Source organism: Enterocloster aldenensis, assembly GCF_003434055.1.
In the GTDB taxonomy this organism is placed as follows: domain Bacteria; phylum Bacillota; class Clostridia; order Lachnospirales; family Lachnospiraceae; genus Enterocloster; species Enterocloster aldenensis.
On the sequence record NZ_QVEX01000016.1, the window covers coordinates 66,250 to 86,130 of the forward strand.

20 protein-coding genes are annotated in these 19,881 nt (G+C 48.0%); 12 read left to right on the forward strand and 8 right to left on the reverse strand.

What is annotated here, in order from left to right; all coding sequences use genetic code 11:
• Window position 1 precedes the first annotated feature (1 nt).
• The 7 genes from DWX59_RS22910 to DWX59_RS22940 all read right to left on the reverse strand — a co-directional run bounded on the left by DWX59_RS22910 (window position 2) and on the right by DWX59_RS22940 (window position 6,404).
• Window positions 2–856 (reverse strand): carbohydrate ABC transporter permease, encoded by an 855-nt coding sequence (locus DWX59_RS22910; RefSeq protein WP_180215666.1) that lies wholly within the window; start codon window positions 854–856, stop codon window positions 2–4.
• Between the two features lie 14 nt (window positions 857–870).
• Window positions 871–1,779 (reverse strand): carbohydrate ABC transporter permease, encoded by a 909-nt coding sequence (locus tag DWX59_RS22915; RefSeq protein WP_369911036.1) that lies wholly within the window; start codon window positions 1,777–1,779, stop codon window positions 871–873.
• A gap of 94 nt (window positions 1,780–1,873) precedes the next feature.
• On the reverse strand, window positions 1,874–3,235 hold the full coding sequence (locus DWX59_RS22920; protein ID WP_117561866.1) for an ABC transporter substrate-binding protein: 1,362 nt from the start codon (window positions 3,233–3,235) through the stop codon (window positions 1,874–1,876).
• A 360-nt stretch (window positions 3,236–3,595) separates the two neighbouring features.
• Window positions 3,596–3,922, reverse strand: a complete 327-nt coding sequence (locus DWX59_RS22925) for an EthD family reductase (protein WP_117561868.1) — start codon at window positions 3,920–3,922, stop codon at window positions 3,596–3,598.
• A gap of 4 nt (window positions 3,923–3,926) precedes the next feature.
• The gene (locus DWX59_RS22930; RefSeq protein ID WP_117561871.1) at window positions 3,927–4,271 is read right to left on the reverse strand and encodes an EthD family reductase; all 345 of its coding nucleotides are present in this window, start codon (window positions 4,269–4,271) and stop codon (window positions 3,927–3,929) included.
• A 15-nt stretch (window positions 4,272–4,286) separates the two neighbouring features.
• Window positions 4,287–5,264: an NADH:flavin oxidoreductase gene (locus DWX59_RS22935; RefSeq protein ID WP_117561874.1), complete on the reverse strand. Its 978-nt coding sequence runs from the start codon at window positions 5,262–5,264 to the stop codon at window positions 4,287–4,289.
• An 18-nt stretch (window positions 5,265–5,282) separates the two neighbouring features.
• Complete coding sequence (locus DWX59_RS22940; RefSeq protein WP_117561878.1) at window positions 5,283–6,404, reverse strand: Gfo/Idh/MocA family protein; 1,122 nt, start codon at window positions 6,402–6,404, stop codon at window positions 5,283–5,285.
• A gap of 358 nt (window positions 6,405–6,762) precedes the next feature.
• Between DWX59_RS22940 and DWX59_RS22945 the strand changes: the two genes are divergently transcribed.
• From DWX59_RS22945 to rsmI, 11 genes are all read left to right on the forward strand, one after another.
• Window positions 6,763–7,896: an ABC transporter substrate-binding protein gene (locus tag DWX59_RS22945; RefSeq protein WP_165641898.1), complete on the forward strand. Its 1,134-nt coding sequence runs from the start codon at window positions 6,763–6,765 to the stop codon at window positions 7,894–7,896.
• A 90-nt stretch (window positions 7,897–7,986) separates the two neighbouring features.
• The gene (locus DWX59_RS22950) at window positions 7,987–8,802 is read left to right on the forward strand and encodes an ABC transporter permease (protein ID WP_235845146.1); all 816 of its coding nucleotides are present in this window, start codon (window positions 7,987–7,989) and stop codon (window positions 8,800–8,802) included.
• 3 nt (window positions 8,803–8,805) lie between these two features.
• Window positions 8,806–9,582, forward strand: a complete 777-nt coding sequence (locus DWX59_RS22955) for an ABC transporter permease (RefSeq protein ID WP_117561884.1) — start codon at window positions 8,806–8,808, stop codon at window positions 9,580–9,582.
• Window positions 9,555–10,331: an ABC transporter ATP-binding protein gene (locus DWX59_RS22960; protein WP_117561886.1), complete on the forward strand. Its 777-nt coding sequence runs from the start codon at window positions 9,555–9,557 to the stop codon at window positions 10,329–10,331. Before DWX59_RS22955 ends, DWX59_RS22960 begins: the two co-directional genes overlap by 28 nt.
• A 13-nt stretch (window positions 10,332–10,344) precedes the next feature.
• Entirely contained in the window at window positions 10,345–11,091 is a 747-nt protein-coding gene (locus DWX59_RS22965) for an ABC transporter ATP-binding protein (protein ID WP_117561888.1), read from the forward strand.
• Between the two features lie 4 nt (window positions 11,092–11,095).
• Window positions 11,096–12,898 (forward strand): sensor histidine kinase, encoded by a 1,803-nt coding sequence (locus tag DWX59_RS22970; protein ID WP_117561891.1) that lies wholly within the window; start codon window positions 11,096–11,098, stop codon window positions 12,896–12,898.
• A complete protein-coding gene (locus tag DWX59_RS22975) occupies window positions 12,885–14,420 on the forward strand; it encodes a response regulator transcription factor (protein ID WP_117561894.1) in 1,536 nt (511 codons plus the stop codon). Before DWX59_RS22970 ends, DWX59_RS22975 begins: the two co-directional genes overlap by 14 nt.
• A gap of 97 nt (window positions 14,421–14,517) precedes the next feature.
• Window positions 14,518–15,507 carry a DNA polymerase III subunit delta' gene (holB, locus tag DWX59_RS22980; protein ID WP_117561896.1) on the forward strand — a complete coding sequence of 330 codons (990 nt, stop codon included), beginning with the start codon at window positions 14,518–14,520 and terminating at the stop codon, window positions 15,505–15,507.
• Between the two features lie 176 nt (window positions 15,508–15,683).
• Window positions 15,684–16,613: a PSP1 domain-containing protein gene (locus tag DWX59_RS22985; protein WP_117561898.1), complete on the forward strand. Its 930-nt coding sequence runs from the start codon at window positions 15,684–15,686 to the stop codon at window positions 16,611–16,613.
• A gap of 48 nt (window positions 16,614–16,661) precedes the next feature.
• Complete coding sequence (locus DWX59_RS22990; RefSeq protein ID WP_173906040.1) at window positions 16,662–17,390, forward strand: tRNA1(Val) (adenine(37)-N6)-methyltransferase; 729 nt, start codon at window positions 16,662–16,664, stop codon at window positions 17,388–17,390.
• Window positions 17,391–17,419: 29 nt separating this feature from the next.
• Window positions 17,420–18,265: a 16S rRNA (cytidine(1402)-2'-O)-methyltransferase gene (gene rsmI / locus DWX59_RS22995; protein ID WP_117561903.1), complete on the forward strand. Its 846-nt coding sequence runs from the start codon at window positions 17,420–17,422 to the stop codon at window positions 18,263–18,265.
• A 74-nt stretch (window positions 18,266–18,339) separates the two neighbouring features.
• Here rsmI and DWX59_RS23000 read toward each other — a convergent pair whose 3' ends face one another.
• Window positions 18,340–18,603, reverse strand: a complete 264-nt coding sequence (locus DWX59_RS23000; RefSeq protein ID WP_008726624.1) for an AbrB/MazE/SpoVT family DNA-binding domain-containing protein — start codon at window positions 18,601–18,603, stop codon at window positions 18,340–18,342.
• A gap of 276 nt (window positions 18,604–18,879) precedes the next feature.
• On the opposite strand from DWX59_RS23000, the gene DWX59_RS23005 reads away from it, so the two are divergent.
• Window positions 18,880–19,842 (forward strand): beta-ketoacyl-ACP synthase III, encoded by a 963-nt coding sequence (locus DWX59_RS23005; protein ID WP_117561906.1) that lies wholly within the window; start codon window positions 18,880–18,882, stop codon window positions 19,840–19,842.
• Window positions 19,843–19,881: the final 39 nt, after the last annotated feature.

Here is a 19,881-nt window from a genome sequence, read left to right on the forward strand (position 1 = left end):
ATCAACCCTTAACAGCGCCGGCGCTCAGGCCTTCTACCATATACTTCTGGGCAAATGCGAATAAGAAGATGGTGGGCAGCAGCGCAAGGATTGAACCCGCTGCCATCTCCCCCCATTTTACATCATATTTGAGAATAAGGGAATTAAGTCCTACCGTAATTGTCTTATAAGTTTCCTCATCAATAAAATAAGTTGCCATGAAAAGCTCATTCCAGCTGTTGATAAAATCAAAAATCAATGTAGCCGCAATACCAGGCTTCATGATAGGCAGGGAAATATGCCAGATGGCCTTTAAGCGGCTGCATCCGTCAATCCGCGCAGCTTCCTCAAGGGAAACCGGCACGCCTGCATAGAAGCCGCGCAGGGTTACCACGGAAAATGGGATGCACATATTGAAATACAACAGAGGAAGGGTAAAAAAGGTATTGCGCAGGTGCAGCCTTGCAAGAATCTGGTACATTGGCGCCAGTATTGTAAATACAGGAACCATCTGGGTGACCAGGAAAAAAATCAACACTGCCTTCTTTCCTCTGAATTTAAACCGCGATAATACATAAGAGGCGCACAGGCCTACAATTACAGCGGCCACGCTGGCAATCATGGAGTAGAAAAAGGAATTGCGCACATAGGTGGTGAAATTGCCCTTCCACAGGATTTCCAGATAATTGACAAGGCTTGGCTGTTCCGGCCAATAGGTTACCGGGAATGCGTAAATATCCGTCATGGATGATTTCAGCGACGTATTTAACATCCAGTAAAATGGGAACATGACAATAATCAGATATAGTATCAGGAATATCCCTTTTACGGATTTGGCCATATTTCTTTTGGTCCGGCGCGATATCTGGTGTTTCATATATATTCCCCCTCTCATTCCGCGTCTTCCATTTTCAGCATACCCACATAGGAGGATGCAAAAATAGTCAGGATGATGATACATACAACTCCGGTTGCGCTGGCCATGCCATAGTCAAAGGAATCGATGAACTTCATCATCAGGGTTGTAATGATTTCGGTTGAGCCGGAGGGGCCGCCCTTTGTCATGGTGTAGATAATCTCTGCAAAGTTGAAAATCCAGATTACACGCAAAAGCAGGGTGAGTTTTAACACCGGGCTGATGCTGGGTACAGTGATGGCCCAGAATCTCTGTAAGGGATTGGCGCCGTCCACCTCGGCTGCTTCATAGAGACCTGGGTCAATGCCGCGCAGTGCAGCGGAAATCATGATGGTAAAGAATGGGACGCCGTACCAGATGTTGGTTATGACGCAGCAAAGCATGGCCGTGTTCTTGCCGGCCAGCCATCCTACCGGTTCTCCAATCAGGCCCATGCGCATCAGCATATCATTAAACACACCGGAGGTCCCATTAAACATCCACCGCCATATCAAAGCAATGACAAAGCCGGAGACAGCCCATGGGAAAAATACAAGACCCTGGTACAGGGAGCTTCCGCGGAACTTCTTTTTAAGGACCAGCGCCAGCCCAAATCCAACCAGGAACTGGAATGCCAGGGATACCACCACCCATATCAATGTGTTTTTCATGGTGCCATAGAACTCGTTTGTGATGGAACGGGTAAAAAGCTGTTTGAAATTAGCAAAGTTGTTCCAGTAAATGTTGTTGATGTTTGTCAGCTTATAGTTTTGGAACGCCATGACAATGCCCTTGAACATGGGATAGTAGGTCATACAGATAGGGACCAACAGCGCGGGGAAAAGCATAAGGAATATAAATCGTGCGTCATGCTGCTCTTTCTTGGTGCGTTTCAATGCATTCACTCCTTTCAGGATGCCGGTAGTGTTTGGGGCACGGAGCATTTGACTGCTCCGTGCCCCAGGATATTGCAATATCTGCACTGTTTTGTGCTGCAGGTTACCAGAGTTTACCCTCTGTCTTAAATGCCTCGGTCCAGAAACCGTCCAGCCAGGTCAGCAGGTCGTCAACCGTGACCTCATCGCTGAGGTACTTCTGGAAGACCTCATCAACCTGGGATTTATAGGTGGCGTATGATTCATACATCATACATGGATATACAAAGTGGTAATTGTCATCTTCCGCATAAGTGAGATAGGTCTGGTATTCATCGCCCTTGAAGTACTCAGACTCAAAAGCAGTGGTGTGGACAGGCAGGGTTCCGTTCTGGGCGGCAAAAACAGTGTTGTTTTCTTCCTTGCTAAGGAACAGAAGGAAATCAGCAGCCTGGTCCGGATGCTCACTGAGCGTGGTCAGGCCCCAGCCGCCATATCCATTTGGCAGACATACGGAACCGGCATCTCCTGTCGGAAGGGGGATGACATCCCACTGGTCATCACTTAAATCACTGGTCATGGTAGGAACCGCATCAGAGTCCTGAAGCAGGATTGCAGCGGTACCGCTTATGAAGCCCTGAACCTGTTCTGAGAATCCCCATGCAATGGAGTCCGCGGGGGAAGCCTTTTGGAACAGCTCCTTGAAATCCAGCAGGGCCTGGCGCGTCTCCGGCAGCGTGAAGATGGTGGTTCCATTATCATCAATAAAATAACCTGCGTTATCATCTGCCAGCTTGTCATAACCCACTGCTGCATAAATCATAAGGTTGGCGTTTTCATAGCATCCGTTAACGCCGCGGAAGGAAAAACCGTATTTGCTGCTGGCAGGGTCTGTCAGCTGGGCGGCCCTGTCTATCAGTTCCCTCCAGGTTGTGGGATATTCAAGGCCTGCTTCCTTAAAGATGTCTTCACGGATAAAGACCGCCCTTTCATAAAATCCAAAAGGCATGTAATAAGGCAGGCCGTCACAGATACGCATGGCGGCTTCGGCAGCGCCGCTGAGGGTATCTTTTTCATCCCAGTTATCAATATAGGGCTGCATGTTGACCAGCCAGTTATTGGTGACATAGGTCCTCAGGGTGTGGTCACGGATTTCAATGATGTCAATCTTTTCACCGCCCTGCATCATCTGGGCAATTTTGGCATCCGCGGATTCCTGGGCAGGGGATATGATGTTGATTTTTACATCGGAATGATCAGCCTCATATTTATCAGCCATGGAACGCAGCAGTTTGGTACGTTCGGGACTGGTCAGGGATTCAACCATGGTGATGGTAATTCCTCCGTCTGTCTTTGGGGCCTCTGTGTCCTTTGCGGTATTGGCGCTGTCCGCTTTATTATCTGCGGCAGGTTTGGAGCAGCCGGACAGGCCTCCGGCCAGCATGGCGGCAGATAGGAGAACAGCAAGGGTCTTTTTGATTTTCATAATATACCTCCTTATAATGTTTGGTTTATATCAATGTGAAGGCGGTTCCGGCCCTTCACATTTGCCATTGATAAAACTTATACAATTTAAACAACAAAAAAAGGTGGGGGTTGGATTGAAATTGTATAAAATAGTAAAATATAACTAATATAACCCAGATATAATAACTATACTTTAGCAAAATTATTTATATTTGTCAATTCATTTAACAAAGTTTTGGTAAAAAATTGAGTAATCACCTGTATGTTACCATCGGTACGGCGGCAGGTTAACTGGAAATTTGAAATATGAAACGGAAAAAGGCAGCGCCTGGCGTGTAAGACTTTACACAGCCGTGGCACTGCCATATTTTATGAGTTGTCATGTTTCCTGTAGATTCAAGAATTCTATTTCGCTGATCTGGTCGATTGGCGTGATATTAGTAAAATTAGGTATATCGGCCAGTTGGCGCGCCCCCTTTTCGGGGGTCCTGCTTTCATTCAAAGTTCCGATTGACTCATAGAAAAAATGTGCGGCGCAGACAAGTCCGGGAGTACCGCCTCCACGGAATGCGTTACACCCCTTTTCAACAATAATGCCAAGGACGTTGGGGTCGGCTTTATGAATGACAATATGATGATTGATATAGTAGTCGAAATCAAAGGTGAAATCTTCTTGGTATGGATACATTACGGTTAATTTTACCATTTTTTTACTCCTGTCCCGCGGATTCTAATTTTGTTATATTATAGTAAGGAATCTGGCTGACCAGATTAGTAGCAGTGATGTTAGTGAAATTAACATTGTCCTTTATCTGGCTGGCCACCCGCTCCGGCGACCTGCTCAGATACAGGTCCTCCATGGAATCGTAGAAGAAATGAGCGATGCACATGTATTGGGGCGGATTTTGGAAATCCCGGGAATAGTCCCCGGATTCTACAATGATTCCCTTTACAAGCGGATCATTGCGGTATGGAGCAATATGGTGTTTACTGTAGTACTTGGAATCGAACCACGCTCCTTTTTTGTATGGATACAGTACAGAAAATTTAATCATGATTGCGTCCTTTCACTATTTGTCATAAAAAGTACGGGCCCATCGCGGGTTTTTCAGTACGGCGCGGCATACGCCTGCTAAATCAGCTTTATTATCAGTCAGCAGTTGTTGGGCGTGGGGAAATTCTGTTATGCCGCCGGTAACCAGGACTGGAATCTGGATGGACCGGCGTATGATTGCAGCATCATCCCCAAACCAGCCGGGGGTTTGGATGAATGGATGGAAATACCTGTATTTTGGTCCTCCGGACAAGTCCAGGAAGGAAGCGCCGTTTTCCTGTATCAGCTGGGCAGCGCGGATTCCTTCCTCCAGGGAACTTCCCGCCGGGTCGTAATCCTGTACAGGAAAACGGACAGAGACAGGGTAATCCATGCCCACGGCATCCCGGACAGACCGGAGCACATCCAGGGTAAGCCGGATGCGGCCGTCAAAGGAAGTGCCGGTGTATTTGCCGCGGGTCCGGTGGTTGGTTAAGGGGGAGTAGAACTGGCTCAGCAGATACACATGGCAAGCCTTAATCTGCACCCCGTCAAAACCTGCTTCTTTTGCACGTACGGCGGCTGAAGCGAACGCCTGTATGATCTGCTCCAGTTCCTCATCGCTCAAATAATCAGTTATCTGTTTTCCCTCAGGATTTTTTTCGGGGTTCAGGCAGTTTTGCAGGTCTGGTATTGTCCATCCGCCTCCATGATCCAGCTGGATGTGGATCTGACAGTCATTGTCATGAACCAGGCGTACCAGCCGGGCAAGTCCTTCTTTGTCAGAATCACTGCTGATGGATAACATGTGAGGCCCGGCCTTGCCGGAACTGCTTACATAGGAATGTTCCAGGATAGTAAGGCCGAATCCCTTGGTCCGTTCCCGGAAAAAGTTTAGGGTAGCTTCAGTCACTTTTCCTTCTTCATCGGCCGTGGATGTGGAGACAGAAGGGAGCACCAGCCGGTTTCTTAGATTCAGGCTGCCTGAATGCAGGGGGTCGGTTAATAAAGGCATGATGAATCCTCCTTGGGATTATTTCCGTCTTGTAAAATCTGGAAGGGATATCTTCTGTCCATCCCTCATGGCAGATTCATGGGCACAGATACCGGCGCAAGTGATATTGGCAGCCCTGACCGCGCCCACCGCGGGCTGCCTGCCTTCGGTTATGGCGCTGACGAATTCGTGGACCAGGTGCGGGTGGGAACCGCCGTGTCCGGCGCCCTGGATGAAGGAGACGTGATTGGCATCTATAATCTGTTCCCTCTTTGTAAAGCACTGGATGGATTCTGGAAGACCTGCCAATACATCCGGGACCTGGATCCTGCGTGCCTGTTCGCCGCCCTCAAACAGACAGATGCCTTCATCCTCAATCTGCGCCCATTCACAGGCCAGCTTATCACCGTAGATATCAAAGCTTTCCCGGTACTGACGGACCGTGTCGTAGAGGGACCGCGTTGTCTCGGCCCGGACATGGCTGTCCGTGAAGGTCATGGTACATGTCTCAACTGCAAAAGGAGATCCATATCTGCCGGCAAGTGATTCCTGTACCCTTCCGGAGCCGTGGCAGACGACCGTGTCAATATCCTTGTCGAGTATGTAGCTTAAGGGGGCAATTGCATGGGTCCCATAGTGGAAGGGAGGCAGTCCGAGCCAGTACTGGGGCCAGCCCTCCAGCCCCATATTCTGCATATGGGAACCACGGATGAACTGCATGCGGCCTAGTTTCCCGCTTTTTACCAGTTCCTGTACGTAGAGGTATTCCCGTGTATAGACAGCGGTTTCCATCATCATATAATAGGTTTTGTTTTTCTGGGAAGCCTCGACAATTGCTTGGCATTCTTCAAGGGTGGTTGCCATAGGAACGGTGCAGGCAACGTGTTTTCCCGCATTTAATGCTTTCAGGGTCTGGGGCGCATGGTCATGAATGGGAGTGACGATGTGGATCGCATCCAGTGCATCGCAGGCAATCATGGCGTCAATGTCGGTGAAACGCAATGATTCCTCAATATGGAATTCGTTTCCCACCTGGTCCAGGGTTTCAGGGGTCCGTGCACAAATCGCAACCTTATCCACATTTGGATGGCGTTGATATATCTGGATGAATTCCTTTCCAAATCCAAGGCCTGCAATACCTATATTTATTTTTTTATTCATGGTAACCCTCCGTAATCTAATAATGGTTTTTTGTTATAAAGCAAAAATCCATGCAAAACAGGGTGGAATCGGTATTTGTATTTATTATATGGAAAAATATATTCAATAAAAATGAAGAAAACAGGGAAAATATATACGAAATAGACTAAAATAAAAAGGTGAATGAACAAAACGCATAAAAAAATAGAATAATCTGGAATAAAATATAGGAATATAACAAAAAGTCTAGCTTTTTTTCATAGAAAGTGCCGCAAATGTGATAGTATAATTTATTTATCAAAGCAGTCGTGCAGAGATGGAGATGGAATACGGTATCAGAAACAGGAATCACGATTATTTGGGAATAAGGAGATTATTTATGAAAAACATGAATTGGAAGAAAGCAGTGTCTTTACTGATGGCAGCCGTTCTTGTGGGTTCCCTTACCGCCTGTTCAGGCGGACAGGGGCAGAAGGAAGCATCCACGGAACTCCAAAAGGCAGAGGAAAAGGAATCAGCAGAATCAACGCAGGCAAAAGGAAATGAGGAACTTCCGGTCCTCCGGGTATCCCTTCATCCTGCTTACATTTCAACACCGGTTGCATATGCGATTGCCAATGATATGGCGAAGGATTATGGATTTCAGATGGAAGTGCAGGTATATGCCAGCGGGGCACCCCAGAATGAAGCATTGGGCTCCGGGCTGTGGGATGTAGGAGTTATCGGGGGTGCATTCGTAAACAGCGTAAATACATATGGCGCATATGTAATCGGGGATTTCATCGACGGACGCGATGGAAATGCAATATTTGTGAGAAAGGATTCTGATATTGCGAAAGCAACCGGATCCAACCCGACCTATCCGGACATTCTGGGAAATGCTGAGACGGTAAAGGGTAAAACCCTGATTACAAACCTTGGGACCACAGGCCATGTACAGGTACAGAAATGGCTGGAGGCCTTGGGGCTGACCGAGGATGATATTGAAATCGTACAGATGGATTATGCTTCCGGATATCAGGCATTTGAGTCAGGAGAAGGCGATATTCTGGCAACCATAGGGCCTTACAGTACCCGTGCACGTATTGCCCACCAAGATGACTGGGCCATTGCCGGAGGGTTTATATCGCTGGATTTATTGCAGTATGAGAATATTGTCTGTTCAGAAAGTGCAATGAAGGAAAAACGTGATTTACTGGTGTCGTTCATCCGCATGGTAGCTGATGCCAATGATGTCCTGGCAAAAGATGAAGATCTTCTGGTGGATACCTATATGAACTGGATGATTGAAAATGGAAAAGAGGTTGATAAAGAAGAAGCCAGTATGGAGTGCATCCAGAAGCCGGTTATGACAAAAGAACAGATTGGCAGCCTGATTGAGACTGATTTCGGGGCTTATGAGAGGATGGTATGGGAAATGAATATTGAATCCGGCAATATCAGTGCGGATTCCATTTCAAAGCTTGATACCAATATCACGGCGGAACTGATGCGGGAAGCGCTGAAGCAGTGATTCTTTTGAGAATGGCATGAACCGCAGCACCCTGCGGTATATGCCGGGGCATGTCCGGTCAGGCACATGCCCCGCGAAAGGAGTGTCCATATGGAAAATCGTTCGTTAACTGAACAATTTAAGAAGAGGGAAAAGGAACAGCAGAGAAAGTATCTGGCTGTCAGTGTCACCTCCATGCTGCTGTTCCTTATTATATGGGAAGTGTGTTCAGATGGTCTGCGCCTGCTTCCGGTGTACTCACTTCCCAGTCCGGTGGCATCGGCGGAGGCATTTTTCAGGAAATTTTATGACCGTTCCCCAGACCGGGCCTATATCTGGCAGCATGCCTTGGCCAGTCTGAAGGTAGTCCTGATTGGAGGGGGGCTGGGGGTGGCAGTTGGAATCCCCCTGGGAATCCTGATGGGCTGGTATACCAGGTTTGACCTGTTTTTTAAAGGGATTTTTGACGTAATCCGTCCAATCCCTCCCATTGCCTGGATTCCCATCATGGTAGTGCTTCTGGGAATTGGTGTGAAGGCAAAGGCTGCTGTTATTTTCCTGGCCTCGGTGGTGCCGTGTGTGATTAACACGTACGCCGGAATCAAGCAGGTCAATCCGGTCCATATATGGGTGGCCCAGATTTTTGGGGCAACGAATCTGCAGATGCTGCGCACCATCGGTATACCTACAGCCATGCCCATGATATTTACCGGGGTAAGGGTGGCTCTTAATGCGGCCTGGATGGCGCTTGTGGCTGCCGAACTTCTGGCGTCCACCCAGGGGCTGGGGTATATGATACAGATTTCCAGGACATTTGGACGTCCGGATATCATTATAGCAGGAATGTTTGCAATCGGTGTTCTGAGCATGCTGTTTAACCTGGCACTGAGTTTTTTGGAAAAAGCCTTTGTGAAGGGGGGAATCTAAACCATGAAGAGTCAGAAAGTTTCGGTTTTTCTCTACAGTGCCGCGGGTCTGGCTGTGTTTATCCTGTGCTGGCACCTGTTGGTATGCTTTACCGGGGTGGGACAGATATTCCCCTCCCCGTTCGCTGTGCTGAGGCGGTTTGTGGATGTATCCGGCAGGAAGATAGGAAAGTGTATGCTTTATTCCCATCTGGGCTTTAGCCTACTGCGGGTAACCATGGGATATCTGATAGCGGCCGCAATGGGAATCCTGGTGGGTCTTATCATGGCAGGGTCCAAGATGGGAAATGCCATCATACGGCCCCTGTTCGCCATGATACGCCCGATTCCGGGCATTACATGGATGCCGTTATTTATTCTCTGGTTCGGCACTGGCTGGGTTACCCAGATTGGAATCATCTTTGTGGCAGGTTTTTCACACATGGTTCTAAACACTTATGCAGGGGCGACCCGGGTGGACCCCAAACTGGTGGGCGCGGCGCGGATGCTGGGAGCGAACAATACCCAGGTATTTTATAAGGTAATACTGCCATCATCCGTACCCTATATTTTCTCAGGGCTTCAGGTTGCGCTGTCCTCCTGCTGGATGGCTGTGCTGGCTGCGGAAATGATGAGCGCCACCGAGGGGATTGGCTGGATGATTGTTTCCGGGCAGGATAACGGGGACATTGAGCAGGTCCTTGTAGGGGTTATCATTATTTCGATTATCGGTTTGGTGCTGGCCAATACAATGAGAGGAGTGGAAACAAAATTATGTGCGTGGTCGGTTCGGGGAAGATAGACGGGATTATCCGGTGTGAGAATGTGAATAAAACATTCATCAGTGGAAACGGTGTATATGAAGTGGTGAGGAACCTGAATCTGAGTATCAGGGAAAATGAATTCGTGGTACTGTTCGGACCCGGGCAGTGCGGTAAGACAACGGTGCTTAACTTGATAGCGGGTCTGGAGGCTGCTTCTGATGGGGAGGTAAGGGTGGATGGCAAAAAAGTGGTGGGACCAGATCCTTCCAGGGGAATGGTATATCAGACCACCGCGCTGTTTCCGTGGCTTACCGTGATGGAAAACGTGGAATTTGGCCCTAAGGCACGGGGAGTCGGGAAAGAGGAACGCAGAAAGATTGCCCGGAAATACATTGATATGGTTGGCCTTGAGGGATTTGAAAAAAGCTATCCCGTTAAACTGTCCGGAGGTATGCAGCAGCGGGTGGGCATTGCAAGGGCCTACAGTAACAATCCGGTGGTAATCCTGATGGACGAACCGTTTGGGCATCTGGATGCCCAGACCCGCTACATGATGGAGGAGGAGCTGGAAAAAATTGTATCTGCAGAGAAGCGTACAGTAGTGTTTGTTACCAATAACATAGAGGAGGCCGTCTATCTGGCGGACCGGATCCTGCTTCTTAGCAACTGTCCTACCCATGTGGTAAAGGAATACAGCGTGGACCTGCCAAGGCCGCGGGATTATGTGTCAGAAGAATTTCTTGCATTGAGAGAGAAAATCATGCAGGAAATGGAAGAAACCTTGTAAGGAGGAAACTGGGATGGAACAAAAAGTACCGAAAGTCCAGGTAAGCCATCTGACAAAAAAGTTTGGCAGCCTTCTGGTCCTGGATAATATATCCTTCCAGGTGGACGATGGAGAATTTCTCTGTATTGTAGGGCCCACAGGATGCGGGAAAACAACCTTTTTAAACAGCTTAACTAAGTTATATGATGTGACGGATGGGGAAATGCTGATTGATAATGAACCCATCAACCTTCAGAAACATAATGTGGCTTATATTTTCCAGGAGTATTCCACAATGCCTTGGCTGGATATAGAGGAAAATATCGCATATGGCCTTAAGATTAAGGGAATACCACAGGAAGAGATGCGGTCCCGTGTGGATGAGGTAATCCGTATGGTAGGATTGGAGGAATTCCGGCATTACTATCCCAGGCAGATGTCGGCCAGTATGCTTCAGCGTGTAGTGATTGCAAGGGCCTTTGCCACGAAACCGGAACTGCTTTTAATGGATGAGCCTTACGGGCAGCTGGACCTGATGCTGAAATATAAACTGGAAGATGAATTGCTTAAATTATGGAAGAAAATCCATACAACAGTAATATTCATCACCCATAATATTGAGGAGGCCGTGTATCTGAGTGATAAAATCATGGTGTTAAGCAACAAGCCCACAAAGATAAAAACCGTGATTGAGAATCGCCTGCCCAGGCCAAGAAAGGTAACTGACAGGGAGTTCATTGAACTGCGCAATGAAGTCACGGAACTGATTAAGTGGTGGTAAGAGATTGAAAGATAATAAAGATAACAAGAAAATCCATATGAGACTGCAGACCATCCTGTTTTTGCTGATTACCCTTGTGGTGGTGATATCTGTTTCTACGACCGCTTTTTTTTCTTACCGTACCTATAAACAGGGGCTGATTGACCGGGTTGCGGCTTCCAGGAATGATGTCCTGATGCAGGTTTCGGCAAAGGTGGATTTGCTTCAGGCAAATATGACATCTTTGTCGAAGCTGTATTTTAATCTGGTAAGCGATTTTGCCCAGAATGATATTCAGGCCCTGTTTCATGGGGATAATCCGCAAGGCAGCATTACCGCGGGACAGCTGATGGATGCATATCAGGATGTGATGAACTCCATGGACGTGGAGTATTCGGTCACCATGCTGGATAATGAGGGATTATCCTATACATCCACAAAAGCAGAGCAGGACCATGACCTTACCGGATTTCAGAATGAACTGTGGTATATTTATATTCCGCATAGTCTGGATAAAGGGGAGGTATACTGGACCCAATCCCATAAGGACCCGTCCATCGGGGATGGTTTCTTCTTTTCCGCTGTGAAAAGGACTAAGAATCATGAGGGGAAGGAGATAACAATCCTGATTAATGTGTCAGAACGCGTACTATATCAGACATATCAGAATATCATGAGCGACAATACGATTTATATAGTGGATAAAAGCGGAAGGATCATCTCTTCCAATACGGAGCGCATGGTTAGCCTGAATTATTTTAATATGCACCGCCTGGACCAGCTGGTAGTTTCAGGTGGTTATTCGATTGTGGAAAAATCAGGGGTGAAATATCTGCTGTCCAGATATGACAACCCTAAATATGATCTGGTGTACCTGGAGGAAATACCATTAGAGAACCTGCTGGTACCGCTTAGGAGAATGCAGCGGGATACAATCCTGGCAACGATTTTCATTATTTTCTTGTCCAGTATTGTCATACTGATAGTGGTCCGTACCTTCACCCTGCCTATACTCAGGTTATGTCAAAAGCTCAAGCGGGTAAGTGACGGGGATTTTGATACAAGGTTTGATATCCAGAGCTGGTCGGAGATAACACTTATCAATGATGTATCCGGGGAAATGGTAAGGAAGATATCCAGCCTGTTTGAGGATTTAAAAGAAGAGGAAAAACAGAAGCGGCTGGCGGAACTGGAATTTCTCCAGGCCCAGATTAATCCTCACTTTATATATAATACTTTATTTTCCGTAAAATGTCTGGTAAGTCTCGGGGAAAATGACACGGCGGAGCGCATGCTGGAAAATTTCACAGCTATGCTGCGCACAATCCTTGGTCAGAAGGATGAGATGATTTCCCTGCAGGAGGAATTGGTAATCCTTCATCAGTATTTTGTCGTCCTTCAGTGCAAGTATGGGGATGAGATATTGCTGGATGTAGATATTCCTGAGGATTTGCTGAAACAGCGTGTCCTTAAGTTTGTCCTGCAGCCGATTGTGGAAAACAGCATTTTCCATGGACTGGAACCGGCGGGCAGCAAGGGGCATGTTGTTGTGAGGGCTTGGGAGCGGGGGGCCAGACTTTACCTGTCGGTGGAAGACGACGGGGCGGGAATGGACTGTAACAGACTTAAGGAGGTACAGGGAACCATTGGGTCAGACAACAGTACAATGGTCGGCATCAACAATACTGTAAAGCGCATTAAGCTGCATTTTGGGGCGCAATACGGGGTGGAAATCAGCAGCGAAAAAGATGTGGGAACAAAAGTGGTATTGATTCTGCCAAGCATAAAGGCGGAGGGGCAGGCAGCAAAGGGGGATGGAGCATATTAACACCTTGAAAGTGATGATTGTGGATGATGAGTTTCCTATACGTAAATGGTTCAGCCGTGCCATAAAAAACCTTCCTGACATAAAGGTGGATTTTGCGGGAGCAGCTTCGAATGGAGAGGAGGCCCTGCAGATTTTCCGCGAGAAAAGGCCGGATGTGGTTTTTACCGACATAAAAATGCCGATTATGGACGGCCTGTCCCTTCTGAGACAGATTAAAAAGGAACGACCGGAAACAGATGTCATCATCATTACCAGTTATGATGAATTTGCATATGCCAAGGAAGCAATCGCCCAGGATGCATATGACTATATCCTAAAGACCGAAGCCAATCCCAGGATGTTAAGTGACCTTTTGCAGAAAATCCAGGGGGATAGGAAAAGTACCATTCATAAAGACCAGCTGGCGCTTCGGTTTGAACAGGAGATTTATTTGAATGGCCTGTTGAAGGAGGAGAATCCGGATTGTTCGGGAGAGCAGATGGCAAGTCATGGAATCTATCTGAACGAGCACGGGATGTTTGCAGCGGCTTTCTGTACCAACAGTTTTGTGCCGGAAAAGATGATGGAAATATTTGTAAATTCCGGCATAGAGAACGTACTCTACTATCCGTACAGGAAAAATGTACTGATAGCCATAGGCAATACGGCATGTATTGACCAGCTGGCATACCAGAACCAGGTGATATACCAGTTTGCGGATAAAATCAGCATTTGCTTTGATTCGGCGGTGGGGGTGAGCGGGCCATATTATAAGTACGGGCATCTGGTTACCATGATTATGAAGAGCATCATGGCATTGGAACAGTCCTTTTACCGGCAGAATGCAAAACGGATATATTTCGCGCGGGATATCTGTGGGTTTGAGGGCGTGAGGGAACAGCTGGATTTGTGGGAGCAAAGGATTGCAGGGGAAATGAAGAATGGAAACATGGAACAGGTGCCAGTTATCTTTGAGGAAATATTCAGTTTTCTGGAAGAGCGGGAACCTGGAGATGTGAACGCGGTGAAACGGTTTATTTTCCGAATACTGGCGAATATATACCAGGTATATACCAGCGACAGGTTTGGATTCGCAGAAAAGATGGGGGAGATATACAGGGGGATAGAACAGTGTACGGATTTTGACCGGATGAAGGAATGCGTATATGCAGCGCTGGAGGAGGCGGAGGACAGCCGTTCAGGAAACCAGGCTCATTATACATCCTATGTTGCCAAGGCAGTGCGCTACATTGAGAAAAATTACAGGCAGATAGGCTCAGTGTCTGAGGTAGCCGGAGAAGTGGGACTGAACCAGGATTATCTGTTCCATCTGTTTAAGAATGAGACAGGGGTGACATTCAGCGAATTTTTGAACAGTACGCGTATGAACCGGGCCATATGGCTTTTGAATAATACCCAGCTAAAATCATACGAGATTGCTGAACAGGTGGGATACTCGAACCAGGCGTATTTTTCAAGGCTCTTTAAACAGAAATTCCAGATGACTCCCTATGAATTCCGCAATATGAGGGGAAAACAATAGACCCCGGCCCCACCGCTGGAAAAAACTTAAGGGTATACATTGAAAATTTCTTATGATATACTATTTTAGTATATTTGCGCCAAGGGGGACCATCACAATGCTGGGTTTTAACGATATATTAGGTCATGAACAGATAAAGGAGCATTTCCGCAACGCGGTGCAGACAGGGAAGATATCCCATGCTTATATTTTAAGCGGGGAGGCGGGAATGGGGCGTAAGTCCCTTGCCAATGCATTTGCACTGGAACTGCTCTGCGAAAAGGGCCTGCCGGACCCGTGTATGGCCTGCCATGCGTGTAAGCAGGTGCTTTCGGGAAACCACCCGGATCTGATTTATGTGACCCATGAAAAACCGGCCAGCATCGGCGTTGACGATATAAGGGAACAGATTAACGATACCATCATGGTGCGGCCTTACAGCAGCTATTATAAGGTATATATTGTGGACGAGGCTGAGAAGATGACGGTCCAGGCACAGAATGCCCTGTTAAAAACCATTGAGGAGCCGCCGTCCTATGCGGTCATCCTGCTGCTGACAACCAACCAGGACGCATTCCTCCCGACCATCCTGTCGCGCTGCGTGCAGCTGAAGCTGAAGCCGCTGCGGGACGAGGTAGTAAGGGAATATCTGGTACAGTCCCTGGGGGTTGAGGAAAGCCAGGCCGAGATTTATGCGGCATTTGCAAGGGGGAACCTGGGCAAGGCCATCCACCTGGTTGAGTCTGAGGAATTCAGGGTCATGTATGATGCCCTTATCCTTATGCTGAAGCATTTGAAGGATGCGGATATATCTGAACTTCTGGAGTATATCCGTAAGCTGAAGGAGGAGAACCTGGATATCCGCGGATGCCTGGACTTCATGCAGATGTGGTACAGGGATGTGCTGATGTATAAGACCACCAAGGACATAAACCTTCTGATTTTCAAGGATGAGTTTTCTACCATCAAGGCCATGAGTACGGTCAGCGGTTATGACGGACTGGAAAGGATACTGCAGGCCATTGAAAAGGCAAGGGTGCGCCTGGATGCCAATGTGAATATGGAACTTGTCATGGAACTGATGTTCCTGACCATGAAGGAAAACTAGTACAGCATTACTTAGGAATTTAAGCAGCTCCTCCTCCGGATCCATGTATGGAGGACGGACTGTTAAATGTCCCGGAAGGCCGCAGGCCTGAGGGGTTAAGCGCTAAATTGAGATGGATAGATTGCCATGGGCATACGGCAATGCCATGCACAGGCCGGCAGTTAAAGGAGAATTGAATGATTACAGTGATTGGAGTGCGTTTCCGCACAGCAGGCAAGATTTACTATTTTGACCCGGCGGGCCGTAAGGTAAAGACCGGGGACCACGTGATTGTGGAGACGGCCAGGGGAATTGAATACGGATATGTGGTACTTGGCAACCGTGAAGTGGATGAGTCCAAAGTGGTGCCGCCCTTAAAGCCGGTCATCCGTATGGCCACTGCTGAGGATGAGGCGGTGGAGACAAAGAATAAGAATAAGGAAAAAGAGGCATTTAAGATCTGCCAGGACAAAATTAAGAAGCATAACCTGGAGATGAAGCTGATTGATGCTGAATATACATTTGACAATAATAAAGTCCTGTTTTACTTTACCGCGGACGGACGCATTGACTTCCGCGAACTGGTAAAGGACCTGGCCAGCGTGTTTAAGACCAGGATTGAACTGCGCCAGGTGGGCGTAAGGGATGAGACAAAGATAATGGGAGGAATCGGCATATGCGGCAGGGCGCTGTGCTGCCACTCCTATCTGTCCGAGTTCATACCTGTTTCAATTAAGATGGCAAAGGAACAGAACCTGTCCCTGAATCCCACCAAGATATCCGGTGTCTGCGGAAGGCTGATGTGCTGTCTTAAGAATGAGGAAGAAACATACGAGGTCCTTAACAGCAAGCTCCCCAATACAGGGGATTATGTGACCACCAATGACGGGTTAAAGGGAGAGGTCCAGAGCGTCAACGTCCTGCGCCAGCTGGTCAAGGTGATTGTGACCGTGGACAAGGATGAAAAGGAAATCCGGGAGTATAAGGTGGAAAACCTCAGGTTCAAGCCCAGGAAGAAAAAGGGCAAGGGCGGGGACAAGCAGGCCCAGGATACGCCGGATGCAGAGTTAAAACATCTGGAGGCACTGGAGAAAAAAGAAGGCAAGTCAAAGCTGGATGATAATTAAAACGGAGGTAGTCCAATGGAACATACCTGGCGCCAGGCAGGTCCTGTGATGTTGCGCGATGACGAGCGCATTGACGACCTGCAGCGGAATCAATATGGTATCATCCAGAGAAAGGGTGCTTTCTGCTTTGGGATGGACGCGGTCCTTCTTTCAGGATTTGCAGTGGTGAAAAAGGGGGAGAGGATGCTGGACCTGGGCACAGGCACGGGCATCATCCCAATCCTTCTGACTGCAAAGACAGAAGGGGAGCATTTTACCGGCCTTGAGATTCAGGAAGAGTCGGCGGATATGGCAAGACGCAGCGTCCGATATAACCATCTGGAAGAAAAGGTGGATATTGTCACAGGTGATATTGTGGAGGCCGGTCAGCTCTTTGCCCTGGCCTCTTTTGATGTGGTCACGTCCAACCCTCCTTATATGAATGATGCCCATGGGCTAAAGAACCCGGGGGATGCAAAAGCCATTGCCCGCCATGAGGTTAAGTGCACACTGGAGGATGTTGTGCGGGAAGGGACCAGGGTCTTAAAGCCTGGAGGCCGTTTCTATATGGTCCACAGGCCAAGGCGGCTCATCGAGATTATCCAGACCATGAAAAAGCATGGACTGGAGCCAAAGCGTATGAAGATGGTCCACCCCTATGTTGACAGGGAGGCCAACATGGTACTGATTGAAGCGGTACGCGGCGGCGGCGCCCTGCTTAAGATGGAGGCGCCTGTGATTGTATTTAATGAACAGGGTGGGTATACGGAACAGATTAGGGTTACGTATGGATATTAGTACTGCGCTGTATTGGAAAGGAGGGACTCATGGCTGGCAAATTATATCTGTGTGCAACGCCAATCGGCAATCTGGAGGATATCACCTTCAGGGTCCTCAGGACATTAAAGGAAGTGGATCTGATAGCGGCAGAGGATACCCGACACAGTATCAAGCTTCTGAACCACTTTGGGATTAAGACGCCCATGACCAGTTATCATGAATATAATAAGGTGGATAAGGCCAGGTACCTGGTGGAGCAGATGAAGGACGGGGCTGACATCGCCCTTATAACAGATGCAGGGACCCCGGGCATCTCAGACCCCGGGGAGGAATTGGTGCGCCAGTGCTATGAGGCCGGACTTGAGGTGACGTCCCTTCCTGGCCCTGCAGCCTGCATCACTGCCCTTACCATGTCCGGGCTGTCCACACGGAGGTTTTGTTTTGAGGCGTTCCTGCCCTCTGAGAAAGGTGATAAAAAGGAGCGGGCCAGGATTTTGGGTGAGCTTAAGGATGAGACAAGGACCATCATAGTATATGAAGCGCCCCACCACCTGGTCAAAACCCTGGAAGATCTATATGGGGCGCTGGGAAACCGCAGGATTACCATATTAAGGGAGCTGACCAAGAAGTTTGAGACAGCCTTTAGGAGCACTTTTGAAGACGCGCTGGCTGCCTATGGACAGGAGGAGCCAAAGGGCGAATGTGTGATTGTGATTGAAGGCAGGTCCCCCCAGGAGCTTCGGGAGGAACAGATCCGCACTTGGGAGGAGATGGGGCTTGAGGAACACCTGGAACACTACATGTCCATGGGACAGGATAAGAAGGAAGCCATGAAGTCCGTTGCCAAGGACAGGGGCATCAGCAAGAGGGATGTGTACCAGCAGCTTCTATAGATATAGAAAGAACCCAGGCACTCAGCCGCCTTGTCAAAGGCAGCAACCCGGGTTCTTTCTATGTACATGTGCGTTTACTCAGTTACATTCAATCCGGCCAGTTTGGCCAGGGCAATGACAGACTGTTTGGAAACCTTCTTACCTTCAAATTCCAGCAGTTCATCCGTGCTGCCTGTGAAGATATCCGCGCACTCTGCTTTCTTGAGGATGATGCAGTCGTCCTGAACCGTAATCTCCAGTCCGTCCTTAACGTCCAGATCAAGGCTCCTTCTCAGTTCAATGGGAAGCGTGATCCTTCCAAGCTCATCCAGTTTACGAATTACACCTGTTGTCTTCATGGTTTTCAACCCCCTTATCATGATTTTATCCCCTTTTACAAATTAAACTTACCAAATTTAGGGTTCCAAGTCAATATATGTAAATGATAGAAATGGTAAGAAATGTCAAAAAGCAGTAAACTTGACAAAAAAGCACAAAAACACGCTAAAAATATTTCTTGACAAATACTTATCTTTCCTGTAGTATTACTTTGATGTTCAAAGTATTTCCCTAAAGGATACAAAAATGGAAGGCATGAGTCCTCTTGCAGAACGGATTCGGGACGGGTAAGAAGAATGACAACAAGAATCATAGGAACCGGTTCATATGTGCCGGAGCAGATAGTGACCAACAATGACCTTGCTCAGATTGTGGATACCAATGATGAGTGGATCCGCAGCCGGACGGGAATCGGTGAAAGAAGGATTGCCACAACCGAAAGCACCTCCTACATGGCGGCTAAAGCTGCAATGGGGGCGCTGGAACAGTCAGGCTTAAAGCCTGAGGAGATTGACCTTATCCTTCTTGGGACTTCCTCACCGGATTATTGTTTTCCAAACGGGGCGTGCGAGGTGCAGGGCATGATTGGCGCGGTCAATGCGGCCTGCTATGACATCAGCGCTGCATGTACAGGGTTTGTATATGCGCTGAACACAGCCCATGCATTTATAAGCAGCGGGTTATATAAGACAGCCTTAATAATCGGATCTGATGTATTAAGCAAACTGATTGACTGGACAGACAGAGGAACCTGCGTGCTCTTTGGGGATGGCGCGGGCGCCGTGGCCGTAAGGGCGGATGACACAGGAATCCTTGGTATCAACATGAAATCCGACGGCACCAAGGGCAATGTACTGACCTGCGGTTCCAGGACCAACGGGAATTTCCTTCTGGGCAAGAAGCCGGAACTGGGTTATATGACCATGGACGGACAGGAAGTGTTCAAGTTTGCAGTGAGGAAAGTACCGGAATGCATTACCCAGGTATTGGACCATGCAGGCGTTGCAGCGGAAGAAATCAAGTATTTTGTCATACACCAGGCTAACTACAGGATCATAGAGTCCATTGCAAAGCGCTTAAAGGTAAGCGTGGAATGTTTCCCGGTTAATATGGAGCATTACGGCAACACCAGCGCCGCGTCCATTCCCCTTCTTCTGGATGAGATAAACCGGAAGGGAATGCTTAAGTCCGGGGACAAGATCGTGTTCTCAGGTTTTGGCGCAGGCCTTACTTGGGGAGCTGCCCTGTTAGAATGGTAAAAATTAAATTAAAATTAAAAACTATGAAAATGTAAAAGG